Raw genomic sequence first — 14,387 nt, forward strand, 5'->3', positions numbered from 1 at the left:
GGCGAAATCAGGGCACATTCATCCATCCATATAAAGATCCCTGTTTTCCGCCTGTCAACAGCGCTTGCGTTAACCAATTCATCAGATTATAACGATATGACATGTTAAACCCATAATATAACAAGAATTACTGGCCCACGGATGATCCTGACCTGCCCTGAATGTTCAGCACGATATGTTGTCGACCCCAACGCCCTGCGCCCCAATGGGCGGGTGGTGCGGTGCGCTAAATGCAAGGCAAGCTGGAAAGAACAGGCCCCCGATGACGCCACCCCGGTCGTTGACGCCGCCGAAGCCGACGGCCCCGTAAGCCCGGACGAGAATCCGCCCGCCAGTGCGGCCCCCGCCGCCGACACCACCGTACCCGACACCCCGCCACAAGATGCTGCTCCCGATACCGGGGCCGCCCTTGAGGATGACTTCGCCCTGCAACGGGCGCGGCGCAAAAAACGCCCGCGGCCCTTGCCGAAAGGCTCCAACCTGCCGGCCCTGCAGGATCACAAGCACGGCAATATGAAATGGGGCTGGTACAGTCTCGCCGCCTTTATCGCCGCCCTGGTCAGCAGCTTCCTGATTTTTCAATCCACCATCAGCCACGTCTGGCCGCCGTCGCAACACCTGTATGAGATGCTCGGCATGACGGACCACGTTCTCAACGGGGGGCAAAAAACACCGGAAAAAGAACCGGAAATTCCCCTGAGCGAACAGTTTAAAATCGGTGATACCGTCCCGACAAAAACCGTCAGTGGCGGGCTTGTCACACTGAAAGTGGAAGGAACGCTGGTTAACCTGACCGATGAAACCCGGTCCTTGCCGCTGTTGAAAATATCCCTGCTTGATGCCCAAGGACAGATTCTGCGCGACTGGACGTTCAAGGCCGACGCCGCCACCGCCGCGCCGGATGAAAAAGTGTCGTTCAGCACCTCCCTGCCCAACCCGCCAGAGGATGCCGCCAGAATCAGCGTGACCTTCGCCCCGCGCAACTGACCCCCCGCCATTCTGACTGACCAGTGCAGCCACAAATACGCCGTAAAGGTAATGTAAAGAATTATAGATTATAGCTGATCTCTATAAATATAAAAATATGGAGAAGAAAAATGGCCCGTATCCTGATCGCAGAAGACGAACTTGCGGTACGCACCTTCGTCAGCCGCGCTCTTGAACTGCGTGGCCATAGCATCGTCGCTGTCGAAGATGGCGGCGCGGCCGCCCGCGCCCTGACCTTGGAAGAATTTGACCTGTTATTGACGGACATCGTCATGCCGGTCATGGATGGCATTGCCCTGGCGCTTCAGGCCGCCGCCGAACACCCCGATATGCCGATCCTGATGATGACCGGCTATTCCCATGAACGTCAGCGCGCCCACAATCTGGAAAGCCTGATCCACGACGTGATCAGCAAGCCTTTCTCACTGGATGATCTCTGTGATATGGTAGAAAAAGCCCTGAAAAAAGGCGAAAAAAGAGCCTGAAACACCATTGGACGTGATCAGTCGATCACCGTTTGACGGGATTGTTTTCCGCTTCGCGGGTTGCGGCCAGCTGCATTTCCTGATCCAGCTTTTTCTTCAGGCTTTGCAATAACGTCATGATCTGGCTTTGGTATTGCGTCGCCTCTTCCATATCCCCGGCTTCCATGCTGGACACCACATCCCGTATCAAATCCGATGCCGCCACCGTCAAAGCGGAGGCATCCACCCCGGACTTCACCAGTTCACGGCCCAGATCACCAACCAGAATGCCCAGCGACCGCTGCCGCATCACCCAGCTCTGCATTCTCTGATCCTGCAAGGTTTCTTTGTCTGCCTGTGGCGCGCCTGCTGTCATCTGCGGGGTCAGCGCCCGCTTGAACGCCGCCGACATGATTTGACGCTGGGATTTTTCCAGATCGTGAACCGTGATTAAGGCCTTGCGGATGATCTGAAACCGCTCATAGCCCTGACCGGCCAGAATACCCTTGTCCGGGTAGATGAAGCCATGCTCCAGATAGGCCACCAGATCGATTGCCTTGTCAAATTTCTTGTAATGCGCATGGGTCAGAATCTTGCCGTAAAGCTTGCGCAGGGCGGGCACATCAATCGACGTATAGTGATCCAGTGACGACTGTCCCCGCAGGAACAAAACCACATTTTTATCAATTTCCTGCAACAGGCCCCTGACATCCGCCATATCACGGTGCTGATAAAGCGCCAGTTTCAGACGCGCCAGCAACGCCAGTTCATTATTTTTCAGGCGCCCCACCGCCCCGTCTTCCAGCTTGTTCGCCAGATCCCACAGAATATCAAGCGCACTGTCCGTTTCCACGACATCATCCGGGTCCATCAGCCGGCGATACGCACTGCGCAAGGCCAGATAGTAAACCGGTGACGTCATACCGTCATCCGGGGCAAGACCCAGCGCCATAAGCCGGCGGGCCAGTGTATTACGGCTATCAGGGTCCGCCTTTATACCTTTGCGCACGTCCATAATCTGACGCGCCGCCGGGACGACGAAGGTTTTCTCCGGCAGGATTATGTCCGGAATGGCCTGAACCTGCTGCTGGCCGGCCGCATCGGTCGCCGCGACGATCAGATCCACACGGTGCCCCGCCAATTCGGACGCCGCCATATTAAGATAAAAATCGCCGGAAAATTCCTTCATATCCTTCACCGGCAGAGCCACCACATCCTGCATGCCGGAAGGGGTCTCCCCCGTCCGCACAACCCCGACCGAAAGCTGCGTCAGACCGTAATCGTCGGACAGATCAAGGGAAACGCCGAACAATCCGTCTTCCGTGGCCAGCTTGCGGAAATCCGCCCGCGCCACCACCGGCGCTTCATCTTCGAGAATAACAATTGGCCAGGCCCCGACCAGACGGCTGCCTTCCCGGATCTGCCAGGTGATTTCGTTCTTGACGGTGAAGCCCGCCGCAAAGCCCGCGCCGTCCTGCAGTGTCAGGAAATCAAGCTTATGACGTCCGGCAATCAGGGTCGGGGCGTAAGGGCTGTTGCGCACCTGCACCAGAATATTGCTGCCTTCCGGCACCGGGGTCAATCCGGAAGACGCTTCGGCATTGACCGGCAGTTGTTCGGTGAAGGCCGCGCGGCCACTATAAAGCGGCGGGGTGACGGTTACGGTGATTTCCGGTACGGGATAGTCAAAAACGGCCCGGGGTTTGACCGCCAGTTCCAGCAGACGGGTCCGGTCCGGTCCGGCAAGCAGGGCTGATATGCCGGTTATCATTACCGCAAGCAACGCCCATTTGGCACTGACCTTCAACCGACCTGTGGTCCGCCCCAGCAAACCGAAGAAGATGCATCCCATCATCAGAAGAAACAAGGTGACATAAAAAACCATATGCCCCGTCGGCGGCAGATAGCCCCAGGGATCAGCAAGCGACAGCGCCAGATACAGACAATAAAGCGTCCCCGCCTGTAAAAGTCCGGTGATCATTTCAGGTGTTATCGCGGAAAATATTCCGGTCCGTTTATGTGTCCCGTCTGTCAGAACCCCATCCTTTTCCCTGTTACTTCTTTTGTGTTACTTCAATATCACGTATACCTTTTATTCCTTTAGCCAGGCAGGTATCTGATCCAGACCAATAATATCATCATAGCTTGGCCGGGGGCGTATTATGGCATATTCCGCTCCATTCACCAAGACTTCCGGCACCAGAGGCCGGGTATTATACGTCGACGCCATCACCGCGCCATACGCCCCGGCCGACCGCATCGCCACCAGATCGCCGCCTTTCAACGGGGCGATATCCCGCCCGCGGGCGAAGGTGTCACCGGTCTCGCATACCGGGCCGACAATGTCATAAGGCTCTGGCGCCGCATCACTTTCCACCACAGGTACAATTTCATGATAGGCGTCATACATGCTCGGCCGGATCAGATCATTCATCGCCGCGTCAAGGATCAGGAATTTGCGGTTTTCCCCTTCCTTCACATAAATCACTTTTGACACCAGTATCCCCGCATTCCCCACCAGAAGACGGCCCGGTTCAATGACAATCTTGCAGCCCAGATGCCCGACCACCCGTTTGACCATCTCGGCATAGTCCAGCGGCAGCGGCGGTTGTTCACCGGCCTGTTCGTAAGGAATGCCAAGACCGCCGCCCAGATCAAGCACGCTGATCTCGTGGCCGTCGGCGCGCAGGTCCTCGATCAACTGACCTATGCGGTGAAAGGCTTCTTCAAAGGGCGCAAGTTCGGTTAGCTGAGAGCCGATATGCAGATCGACTCCCTGCACCTTGATGCCGGGCAGCTTCGCCGCACGGGCATAAATTTCCCGCGCCCTGGTCCAGGGCACCCCGAATTTATTTTCCGCCTTGCCGGTGGAAATCTTGGCATGGGTCCTGGCGTCCACATCCGGATTGATTCGGAAGGCAATCGCCGCCACCTTACCCAAAGAAGTCGCGATCCGGCTCAACTGTTCGAGCTCGGGTTCGGATTCCACATTGAACTGTAATATGCCCTGCCCCAGCGCGAAAGCCATCTCGCCCTCGGTCTTGGCCACCCCGGAATAGACGATTTTCTCTGGAGAGACGCCCGCGAGCAGCGCCCGGCGCATTTCACCTTCGGACACCACATCCGCGCCCGCACCCTGATCGGCGAGCGTCTTGATTACCGCCTGATTGGTATTGGCCTTCACCGCGTAACACAGCAGGAAGTCATTTTGGGCAAAGGCGTCGGAAAACACCTTGTAATGCCGGACCAGCGTTTCTGTTGAATAACAATAGAACGGCGTCCCGACGGCCTCGGCGATTTCGCTGACCCTCAGGCCTTCCACATACATCTCACCCTGCGCAAAGCCAAAATGATCCATGATTAAAACTCTCTTCAAACGTAATTATAAAGGGGGGCCTTTTACGGGCGGGCTTCTTCCGCAGGTTTTTCATACCCGGGCGGTGGCAACAGATCGCCTCGCTTGCCGCAACCGGCAAGCCCCAGAAACACGATCCCCAGACATATGAGTGCTATGATTTTCTGCATTTTTACTGATCCGCTTTTGTTTCAGGCGTCACTTTAACAAGCAATCCCCGGAAAGCCCATTCAAAATGTCCGGAAAATCATTCGATCCGGCGACGGGCGTTTTCAACCTGGGCCAGAACCTGGGACGGCGCGGTGCCGCCATAGCTCACCCGGCTCGCCACAGAACTTTCCACCGTCAGGACCGAGAAGACATCGTCAGTGATCCTGGACTCCACCGTCTGCATTTCCGCCAGCGTCAACCCGTCAAGATCGCAGCCCTTCTTTTCCGCCAGCGCCACCAGGGACCCCGTCACATGATGGGCATTGCGAAACGGCATATCCAGCACCCGCACCAGCCAGTCGGCAAGATCGGTCGCGGTGATAAAACCTGCCGCAGTCGAGGCCTTCATGGCGGCGGCATTGACCGTCATATCATCAACCATACCCGACATGGCGGTAATCACCAGCGCATAGGCGCGCGCCGCATCAAAGGTTGCTTCCTTGTCTTCCTGCATATCCTTGCTGTAGGCCAGCGGCAGTCCCTTCATCACCACCAGCAGACTGTTAAGCGCGCCGATGATCCGGCCCGCCTTGGCGCGACAGAGTTCCGCCGCGTCCGGATTACGTTTTTGCGGCATAATCGAAGAACCGGTGGTGAATTGATCACTCAGAGAGACAAAGTTAAACTGGGCCGAAGACCAGATCACGATCTCTTCCGCAAGACGCGACACATGAGTCGCCGAAATTGCCGCAACCGATAAAAATTCCAAGGCGAAATCACGGTCCGACACGCTGTCCAGACTGTTGGCGGTCGGTTTGCGGAAATTCAGCGCCTCGGCCGTTTGTGTCCGGTCGATGGGGAAAGACGTTCCCGCCAGCGCCGCCGCGCCCAGCGGACATTCATTGAGCCGTCCACGCGCATCCCGCAGCCGGTCCCGGTCGCGGGTAAACATTTCAAAATACGCCAGCATATGATGACCAAAGGTCACCGGCTGGGCCGATTGCAAATGGGTAAAGCCCGGCAAGATCACATCCGCATGTTGTTCCGCCTTCGTCACCAGTGCGGTTTGCAGCATCTTAAGAGCCTGATCCATCTGATCCATGGTGTCGCGCACCCAGAGCTTGAAATCGGTGGCCACCTGATCATTGCGGGAACGCGCCGTATGCAGACGCCCCGCCGCATCACCAATGATTTCCTTCAGCCGGGTTTCCACATGCATATGGATATCTTCCAGCTTGGCGTCATAGGTGAAATTGCCGGCTTCGATTTCGCCTTTGACCTGATCCAGTCCTTTGAGGATCGCCGCCCCGTCATCACCGGAAATGATCTTCTGGTCCATCAGCATCTGACAATGGGCTTTCGAGCCTTGAATATCCTGGGCATAGAGAATCTTGTCAAAATCAATCGAGGCATTGATCTGTTCCATGATTTCCGCCGGTCCCGCCGCAAAGCGGCCGCCCCACATGCTGTTGGCCTGGGATGCTGTCGTGTCTTTTTCTGATGCCATGATCGTCACTCACTTCCGGGCCATCGCGCAGCCCTGCGTCTAAAATATTATGCGCATAAAATATTACATGCCTGTTCACCGGGGAAATACGACAATTCTGCCCTTTTAGCAAGGCAATTCCAAAGAATATACTGTGATGCCCTTCACGAAAATCTGATCCTCTGCGACGTCGGTCAGACTTGAAGTTTGTCCGCGAACCCTCTAGTCTGTGTCCCAAGTCATCCCCTTAACCTTATTTAAGAAGTCCCATGCCTAAAAACCTGATCATGATTATTGTCTTCGTCGCTCTGCTGCTCGGCGGCCTGTATTTTCTTGCTGCCCCGAAAGAGACCTCCCTCACAGAGGGAACCGCCTCGGCCCCGGCAGAAAAAGGGGAACTGATTCCCATCGACAGCAGTATGAAAAAAGGCAAGGCCCTGTTCAGCGTGTATGGCAATCGCCCCGATACCCCGGCCATTAAAATTCAGGACGAACAGGGCAACAGCCTCACGCTCGCCGACCTTAAAGGGCAAAGCCTTCTGGTTAATTTCTGGGCCACCTGGTGCGTCCCCTGCCGGGAAGAAATGCCGGAACTGGAAGCCCTGCAAAAAGAACGCGGCAATCAGGATTTCAAGGTGATCATCGTGTCTGTTGACCGGGGCGGCCTTGATGCGTCACGTAAATTCCTGGACGATATCGGCGTCGAGCAGCTCACCCTCTATTATGATGAAAAAGGCATCCTGGCCCGCAAGATGAAAGCCATCGGATATCCGTCCACCATTCTGATCAACAAGGCCGGGCAACAATTCGGCCTTCTGACAGGCCCCGCCCACTGGAATTCCCCCAGCGCCCATGCCCTGATCGACCGCCTGATCGCCGACTAATGACTTCTGATCTCCCTGCCCATGACGTCCTCGGCGACGGGTCGAAAAAAGACTTGCATGTCCATTCGTGTTATATTATAACATATTAAAAATCAGGCAGGGAAACTTAAAAATGACACAGAACTCGACCAAAAACCTCATTCTCACTACCGCCAGCACACTGGCGCTTATGCTCGCGATATCCGCACCGGTCTCCGCAGATGAAACCGACGACCAGAAACATTCACATGGCCATGAAGCGGAAATCGAAGAACTTTTTGTCACCGGCGCCCCGCACAGCAAAACCCGGCTTGACGTCCTGCAGGGCAGCAACCTGATCAGCGGTGAAGAACTCGACCAGCGGCTTGAAGCCAGCATCGGCGAAACCCTGTCCGGCATTCCTGGCATCTCTTCCACCTTTTTTGGTCCCGGCGCCAGCCGCCCGATCATACGCGGCCTGGGGGGCGATCGCATCCGCATGTTGATCAACGGCATCGGCAGCATTGACGCCTCCAGTACATCGCCGGACCATTCCGTGGCCGCCGATCCCCTGACAGCCGAACGCATTGAAGTTCTGCGCGGCGCCAGCACCCTGCTCTATGGCAGCAACGCGGTCGGCGGCGTGGTCAATATCATCGACGGTCGTATCCCGAGCCTGATCCCCGAAGGTGGCTTTGAGGGCCGGGCCCGGTTAAGCTACAGCTCGGTCGCCGATGATGTCGCCGGGGGGGCGTCCGTTAATGCACGCCTCACCGGCACCGATGAAACCGCCCTTGTTCTGCATCTTGACGGCACCTTCCGCAACACCGGAAATTATGACATTCCCGGCTTCTCCGAAAGCGCCGTCCTGCGGGCGACCGAGGAAGAGGAAGAGAACGGCGGCGAAGAAGAAGCCTTTGGCACCGTTGAAAATTCCGATGTTGACAATAAAAGCGGCGCCGTGGGCCTGAGCTGGATCGGCAAGGATGCCCTGTTCGGCATTTCCTACAGCCGCAACGACAGCAATTATGGCGTCCCCGGTCATCACCACCATGAAGAAGATCATGCCGATGAGGCCCCCGGAGAACATGAAGAAGAAGAAGAAGCCCCGGTGCGTATTGATCTTGATCAGAAACGGTTTGACCTGAAAGGCAACCTGACACGGGATTTCGCCATATTTGAAGAAGCCCGCCTGCGTTTTGGCTATGCGGATTACAAACACACCGAACTGGAAGGTTCGGAAATCGGCACCATCTTTACCAACAAAGGCTGGGAAGGCCGTCTCGAACTCATCCAGAAAGAAATCGGCAACCTGCATGGCTCCATGGGCCTGCAACTGCGCGAGCGGGATTTCGAAGCCATCGGCGCCGAAGCGTTTGTTCCGCCGACCACCACCCGGCAATGGGGGATTTTCGCGGTCGAGGAGCTCAGCCTTGACCCGGTGACTCTGGAATTTGGCGCCCGCTTCGACCATCAGTCCGTGGATAACAAGGCCCTTGGGCAGACACGCAGTTTCAGCAACATCAGCCTGTCCGCCGGCGGAGCCTATCACCCGACGGCGGAAAGCCTGATCGGTCTGTCACTGGGACGTACCGAACGCGCCCCCACCGCCGAGGAATTATTTTCCAACGGCCCTCATCTGGCAACCAGCGCATTTGAAGTCGGCAACCCCAATCTTGACAAAGAACGCGCCACCAGTCTGGAACTGACGCTGAAGCAGGAAAGCGATCGCCTGACCGCCAGCCTGAACCTCTATCATACCTGGTATGACGATTTTATCTTCGAGGCCTTCACTGGACAACAGGAAGGCGGGCTGAATATTCTGGAATTCCGTCAAAGAGATGCCCGCTTTTACGGGGCGGAGCTGGAAGTCGATTACCTGGCCTATAGTGTCGGCACCCATAACATTTGGCTCAACCTGAGCGGGGACCTTGTCCGGGCGAAATTTACCGGCGATCTGGGCAACCTGCCGCGCATTCCCGCCAAAAGCGCAACGGTGGGCTTTGCCTATGAAGGCGAAACCCTCGGCGCCAGCGGCAGCATCCGTTTTGTCGATGACCAGACGAACCTCGCCGCAAGCGAACTAATGACTGAGGGATATACAGATATCAATATGGAAGTGTCCTGGCGCCCGTTTGGCGACGATCAGGACCTGACTCTGCGTCTTCAGGGTAAAAACCTGAGCAACGCCGAGCGCCGGCAACATACATCCTTCCTGAAGGATCTGTTACCCATGCCCGGCCGCAGCGTCAAGATTTCAGCGACCTATGGTTTTTAAGGTACGACAGTAACGGGTACCTTGGCTTTTTGCAGAATACCATAAGCCACACTGCCAAGGCCCAGTTTCGCCAACAGACCGCTGCTTTTATGACCGATGAAAATCTGGTCGGCTTTTTGTTCTGCGGCAAGGGCTGAAATCACTTCAGCGGAATGTCCCACCTGAACGAAAGATTTAATAGTGATCCCGTCAGTGGCCAATTTGGCCTTGGCGGGCTCCATAATATCTTTTTCAGCCGATTCCAGTTGTTCCATCTGCTGACTGTGGCGCACGGCCAGCTCTTCAACCGACATGACCTCGAATTCGGACCAATCCACCACATACACCAGCATGAGTGTGCCGCCGCCCTTGGCCACCAGCTTCTCCACCGCCAGCTCCGCCGCCCGCATGCTCAATTCACCGCCGTCATATCCCACAAGATATTTTGCATTCTGCGCCATTTTTATTCTCCTTATTAAATGTATACATCATCATATCGAGTCTAGGTGAAGGGGAATTTGACCCCCATCAATAATTTGAAATAGATTTACGTCTAAACCATATCATAAAAGTCTCTATTTTTTAAACAGTTACATTTTTTTACAGTCCTATTGTGTATTTCATTACAGGATGGGCTATAAAAAGAAACACTTTACACCAACGGTCTCTATCGCCCGCTACAAGGCCATAAAATCACCGCAGGAACAGCATAGCGTGAATAATTTTTCTTACCTTGCCACAGATGCCGCCAAATCGACAAGCCCGGACTTTCACCGCGACGCAAATGGCGCCTGTGACGGCTGTGCCATCCGACATGTCTCCCTGTGTAATGTTCTCGACACCCAGGAACTCGGCACCCTGTCAAAAATATCAACAGACCACCGCAAGTCCGCCAAACAGATCATCTGCAGTGAAGATGACCCCGCAGACCATTTGTTCAATATCCACACCGGCGTCGTGCGCCTGTCCAAGATGCTGCCCGATGGGCGACGTCAGGTGACCGGCTTCCTCTTCCCCGGTGATTTTTTTGGACTCTCCTGTGGCGACCTCTACAGTTTTACAGCCGAAGCGGTTACAGAGGTCGATCTTTGTCGTTTCTCCCGCCCCAAATTACGGGCGATATTCCGCGACATCCCGAAACTCGGCGAACGGGTTTTAGACATGACCCGCACCGAACTGGACGCCAGCCATGCCCGGATGCTGTTGCTCGGGCGCAAGACCGCGCGGGAAAAGTTATCCACTTTTTTACTCGATATGGTGAAAAAAAACGCCCTGACGCCGAATGGTGCTGCTGATGAAACCTCCGACAATCAGGGACTGTTGATTGATCTGCCGATGAGTCGCACCGATATTGCCGATTTTCTCGGCCTGACCATAGAAACCGTTTCACGTCAGTTTTCCTTACTGCATAAAGCCGGGCATATAGAACTGGACGGAGCCCACCGGGTTTTCCTGAAAGATCCCGACCAGTTATCGGCCTTGGCGGAAGGTCTGTAGGACGTAATTACAATGACCCGCGGCTTTTTATTTTTATCTCGCCCCGGAAAACCATAAAATACCTTGACAGAGCGCCCCATACCGCTATATTTCGGCCACTTTCAACGTGGGACATAAGAGTCTTGCGTCAAAAAAGATGACATTCGTCATATCCCGGTTCTTGAAAACTGACACGCAAGTTGGTTACCGGCTATGACCAGAAGATAAAATAGGAAACACACATGTTTGCAGTCGTCAAAACCGGCGGAAAGCAATATAAAGTTGCTGCTGGTGATGTAATTAAAGTTGAGAAGCTGGACGGCGAAGCCGGCAGCAAGGTAACATTGGACCACGTATTGATGGTCGGTGATGAAAAAGGCGTTGAAGTCGGTTCCCCAACTCTTTCAGGGATGACTGTAACAGCCGAGATCCTTGAGCAGGCCCGCGCCGCCAAGATCATCATCTTCAAAAAGAAGCGTCGGCAGAATTATCGCCGGAAAAACGGTCACCGTCAGGAATTGACTGTTCTGCGCATTCAGGAAATCGGCAAAGCCACCGCCAAGAAAGCCGCGCCTAAAAAGGCCGCCGCCAAAGCGGAAACAGCCGAAGAAAAACCAGCAGCGAAGAAAGCTGCTCCGAAGAAGGCCGCGCCTAAGAAAGCCGCAGCCCCGAAGAAACCTGCAGCAAAGAAGACCGCTGCAAAGAAAACTGAGGAGAAGTAAGCATGGCACATAAGAAAGCAGGCGGTAGTTCCAATAACGGTCGCGATTCCGCCGGCCGTCGCCTTGGTGTGAAAAAATATGCCGGTGAAGTCGTTATTCCTGGCAACATCATCGTGCGTCAACGGGGCACAAAATTTTATCCAGCCGACAATGTTGGCATGGGTAAAGACCATACGCTCTTCTCTTTGACCGAAGGTAAAGTTCGTTTTTACAAAGGCAAATTGAAACGCTCCTATGTGACAGTTGACGAAGCTTAACAGCACGCCTTTCACAAAATTCACGAATTCCGAGAAGGGGAGTGATTTTTCATTCCCCTTTTTCCTGTTTCAAGTTAGACTTATCCCATGAAATTTCTCGACCAAAGCAAGATCTATATCAAATCCGGTGGCGGCGGCGACGGCTGTATGAGCTTTCGCCGGGAGAAGTGCGTGGAATTCGGCGGCCCGGACGGCGGCAATGGCGGCCGCGGCGGCCATGTGCTGATCGAAGCGATCGGCGGCCTCAATACCCTGATCGATTACCGCTATAAACAACATTTCAAAGGCGGTCGCGGCGGCCACGGCATGGGCAAGAACCGCACCGGGGCAAAAGGCGCGGACATCTACCTGAAAGTACCCGTCGGTACCCAGATCTTTGACGAAGATTACGGCGTGATGCTGGCCGACCTGACCGAAGAAGGCCAGGTCGTCATGATGCTTGAAGGCGGCCATCCCGGCACCGGTAATGCTGCGTTTAAATCTTCCGTCAATCAGGCCCCGCGCCGCACTACCCCCGGCGGCCCCGCCGAGGAAATGTGGATCTGGCTGCGCCTGAAACTGATGGCGGACGCCGGCATGGTCGGCTTGCCCAACGCCGGAAAGTCCACCTTTGTTTCGGCCGTCAGCCGCGCCAAACCGAAAATTGCCGATTACCCCTTCACCACCCTTAAACCTCAGTTGGGTGTGGTCTTTGTCGATCAACGGGAATTTGTCGTCGCCGACATCCCCGGTCTGATTGCCGGCGCCCATGAAGGTCACGGGTTAGGGGATCGCTTCCTTGGCCATATCGAACGCTGCAACACCATTCTGCATATGATTGACGCCACCGGCGAGGATATTGTCGACGCCTATAAAACCATCCGTCACGAACTCGATTCCTACGGCGGCGGCCTCAGTGAGAAAAAAGAAGTTATTGGCCTGAACAAATGCGACGCCCTGGATGACGAACTGATCGAAATGCTCAGCAACGAATTGCGCGCGGTTACCGATTCGCCCATCGTGCCCATCTCCGCCGTAACCCGTTTCGGCATTGACGAGATGCTGCGCGCACTGCTGGAAAATATTGATCAGGCCCAAAACGCCGAAGGCCACACCAGCGGGCGACCGGGATATTATGATCTGGATGATGACGCCGAAGTCATCGAAAAACCGCAAGAGGGAGGCTGGTCGCCGATTTAACCGACCCACTATCAAACCGGCCTCTCTGATATTCCGCCACAATATTATAAAGCCACACTATGACGAAAATTCTGTCCAACGCCGACCTGATCGCCCGCCACAGCACCACCGGGTCGCGCATTACCCTGAAGATCGGCTCCGCCCTGCTGATCGACCCCGAGACCGGCCAGTTGCGGAAAGCCTGGCTGAAGTCCATTGCCCGGGACGTCGTTTTCCTGCGCCAAAAAGGCTATCAGGTCATCATCGTGTCTTCCGGGGCCATCGGACTGGGCCGTAAAATTCTCAACCTTCCCCCCAGCCGCAAACTTGAAGACAGCCAGGCCGCTGCCGCCGTCGGGCAGATCGAACTCGCCACCGCCTACCGCAGCATTCTCGGCGATCTGGACATTCCCATGGCCCAGGTGCTTCTCACCTACGGTGATACGGAAGAACGCCGCCGGTACCTCAACGCCCGCACCACCATTAACCGTCTGCTCGAACTCGGCGTTGTACCGGTGATCAATGAAAATGATACGGTCGCCACCGATGAAGTGCGCTACGGCGACAATGATCGATTGGCCGCCCGCGTCGCCAGCATGTGTGAGGCCGACTGTCTGTTTTTATTGTCCGATATTGATGGCCTCTACAGCGCCAATCCCCATAAGGACCCCGCCGCCCGCTTTATCGCCACCGTAGAAACCGTCACACCGGAGATAGAAGCCATGGCCGGCGCCCCCATCTCCACCGGTTTTGGCACCGGCGGCATGGTGACAAAAATCGCCGCCGCCAAGATCGCCAGCGCCAGTGGCTGCCATATGGTAATCACCAACGGCACAGTTGAGGCGCCAATCCAGGCCTGGCACGACGGGGCCCGCGGCACTTGGTTTCAGGGGTCCGGCAGCCCACTGGCCGCCAAGAAGAAATGGATCGGCGCCAGTCTTGATATCGCCGGCAGTCTGATTATTGATGCCGGTGCGGTCAAGGCCCTCCACTCCGGCAAAAGCCTCCTGCCCGCCGGAATCGTCCGCATTGAGGGACAATTCGAACGCGGCGACATCCTGCAGGTGATCGCCATTGACGGCACTCTGATCGGCCAGGGCCTTACCGCTTACGGGTCCCACGAGGCCATTAAACTGATTGGTCACAGAAGTCATGAAATTGAACAGATACTTGGCTATACTGGACGCAATGAAATGATTCACCGCAACGATCTGGTGACCCCTTAAGAGAAGA

Annotated in this window: 14 protein-coding genes; 9 read left to right on the top strand and 5 right to left on the bottom strand. The window is 55.5% G+C overall.

Going from position 1 to position 14,387, the window contains the following annotated elements:
- The first annotated feature begins 141 nt into the window (after nt 1-141).
- Together FIV45_RS15580 and FIV45_RS15585 are read left to right on the top strand one after the other, a co-directional pair.
- Nucleotides 142-987 carry an MJ0042-type zinc finger domain-containing protein gene (locus FIV45_RS15580; protein ID WP_099473248.1) on the top strand — a complete coding sequence of 282 codons (846 nt, stop codon included), beginning with the start codon at nt 142-144 and terminating at the stop codon, nt 985-987.
- 110 nt (nt 988-1,097) lie between these two features.
- Nucleotides 1,098-1,472, top strand: coding sequence for a response regulator (locus tag FIV45_RS15585; protein WP_099473251.1), 375 nt, complete (start codon nt 1,098-1,100; stop codon nt 1,470-1,472).
- 25 nt (nt 1,473-1,497) lie between these two features.
- Here FIV45_RS15585 and FIV45_RS15590 read toward each other — a convergent pair whose 3' ends face one another.
- The 4 genes from FIV45_RS15590 to argH all read right to left on the bottom strand — a co-directional run bounded on the left by FIV45_RS15590 (nt 1,498) and on the right by argH (nt 6,463).
- Nucleotides 1,498-3,432, bottom strand: a complete 1,935-nt coding sequence (locus tag FIV45_RS15590; RefSeq protein WP_099473253.1) for a DUF4175 family protein — start codon at nt 3,430-3,432, stop codon at nt 1,498-1,500.
- A gap of 111 nt (nt 3,433-3,543) precedes the next feature.
- Nucleotides 3,544-4,809, bottom strand: coding sequence for a diaminopimelate decarboxylase (gene lysA, locus FIV45_RS15595; protein WP_099473255.1), 1,266 nt, complete (start codon nt 4,807-4,809; stop codon nt 3,544-3,546).
- Between the two features lie 41 nt (nt 4,810-4,850).
- Nucleotides 4,851-4,976 carry an LPS translocon maturation chaperone LptM gene (gene lptM / locus FIV45_RS18895; RefSeq protein ID WP_268939771.1) on the bottom strand — a complete coding sequence of 42 codons (126 nt, stop codon included), beginning with the start codon at nt 4,974-4,976 and terminating at the stop codon, nt 4,851-4,853.
- A 77-nt stretch (nt 4,977-5,053) separates the two neighbouring features.
- Nucleotides 5,054-6,463: an argininosuccinate lyase gene (gene argH, locus FIV45_RS15600; protein WP_099473257.1), complete on the bottom strand. Its 1,410-nt coding sequence runs from the start codon at nt 6,461-6,463 to the stop codon at nt 5,054-5,056.
- Nucleotides 6,464-6,711: 248 nt separating this feature from the next.
- Here argH and FIV45_RS15605 point away from each other — a divergent pair, with 248 nt between their 5' ends.
- Together FIV45_RS15605 and FIV45_RS15610 are read left to right on the top strand one after the other, a co-directional pair.
- Entirely contained in the window at nt 6,712-7,326 is a 615-nt protein-coding gene (locus FIV45_RS15605; RefSeq protein WP_099473259.1) for a TlpA family protein disulfide reductase, read from the top strand.
- A gap of 112 nt (nt 7,327-7,438) precedes the next feature.
- Entirely contained in the window at nt 7,439-9,562 is a 2,124-nt protein-coding gene (locus tag FIV45_RS15610) for a TonB-dependent receptor domain-containing protein (protein ID WP_099473261.1), read from the top strand.
- Here the strand turns inward: FIV45_RS15610 and FIV45_RS15615 are convergent.
- Complete coding sequence (locus FIV45_RS15615) at nt 9,559-10,002, bottom strand: universal stress protein (RefSeq protein WP_099473263.1); 444 nt, start codon at nt 10,000-10,002, stop codon at nt 9,559-9,561. The genes FIV45_RS15610 and FIV45_RS15615 overlap by 4 nt on opposite strands.
- Nucleotides 10,003-10,255: 253 nt before the next feature.
- Here FIV45_RS15615 and FIV45_RS15620 point away from each other — a divergent pair, with 253 nt between their 5' ends.
- From FIV45_RS15620 to proB, 5 genes are all read left to right on the top strand, one after another.
- A complete protein-coding gene (locus FIV45_RS15620; protein ID WP_165777024.1) occupies nt 10,256-11,038 on the top strand; it encodes a Crp/Fnr family transcriptional regulator in 783 nt (260 codons plus the stop codon).
- A gap of 221 nt (nt 11,039-11,259) precedes the next feature.
- On the top strand, nt 11,260-11,739 hold the full coding sequence (gene rplU, locus FIV45_RS18920) for a 50S ribosomal protein L21 (protein WP_099473268.1): 480 nt from the start codon (nt 11,260-11,262) through the stop codon (nt 11,737-11,739).
- A gap of 2 nt (nt 11,740-11,741) precedes the next feature.
- Complete coding sequence (gene rpmA / locus FIV45_RS15630; protein WP_099473270.1) at nt 11,742-11,996, top strand: 50S ribosomal protein L27; 255 nt, start codon at nt 11,742-11,744, stop codon at nt 11,994-11,996.
- Nucleotides 11,997-12,083: 87 nt separating this feature from the next.
- Nucleotides 12,084-13,175 (top strand): GTPase ObgE, encoded by a 1,092-nt coding sequence (gene obgE / locus FIV45_RS15635; RefSeq protein ID WP_099473272.1) that lies wholly within the window; start codon nt 12,084-12,086, stop codon nt 13,173-13,175.
- A gap of 59 nt (nt 13,176-13,234) precedes the next feature.
- Complete coding sequence (proB, locus tag FIV45_RS15640; RefSeq protein WP_099473274.1) at nt 13,235-14,380, top strand: glutamate 5-kinase; 1,146 nt, start codon at nt 13,235-13,237, stop codon at nt 14,378-14,380.
- Nucleotides 14,381-14,387: the final 7 nt, after the last annotated feature.

Origin of the sequence: Paremcibacter congregatus (assembly GCF_006385135.1) — a bacterium.
Lineage (GTDB): Bacteria > Pseudomonadota > Alphaproteobacteria > Sphingomonadales > Emcibacteraceae > Paremcibacter > Paremcibacter congregatus.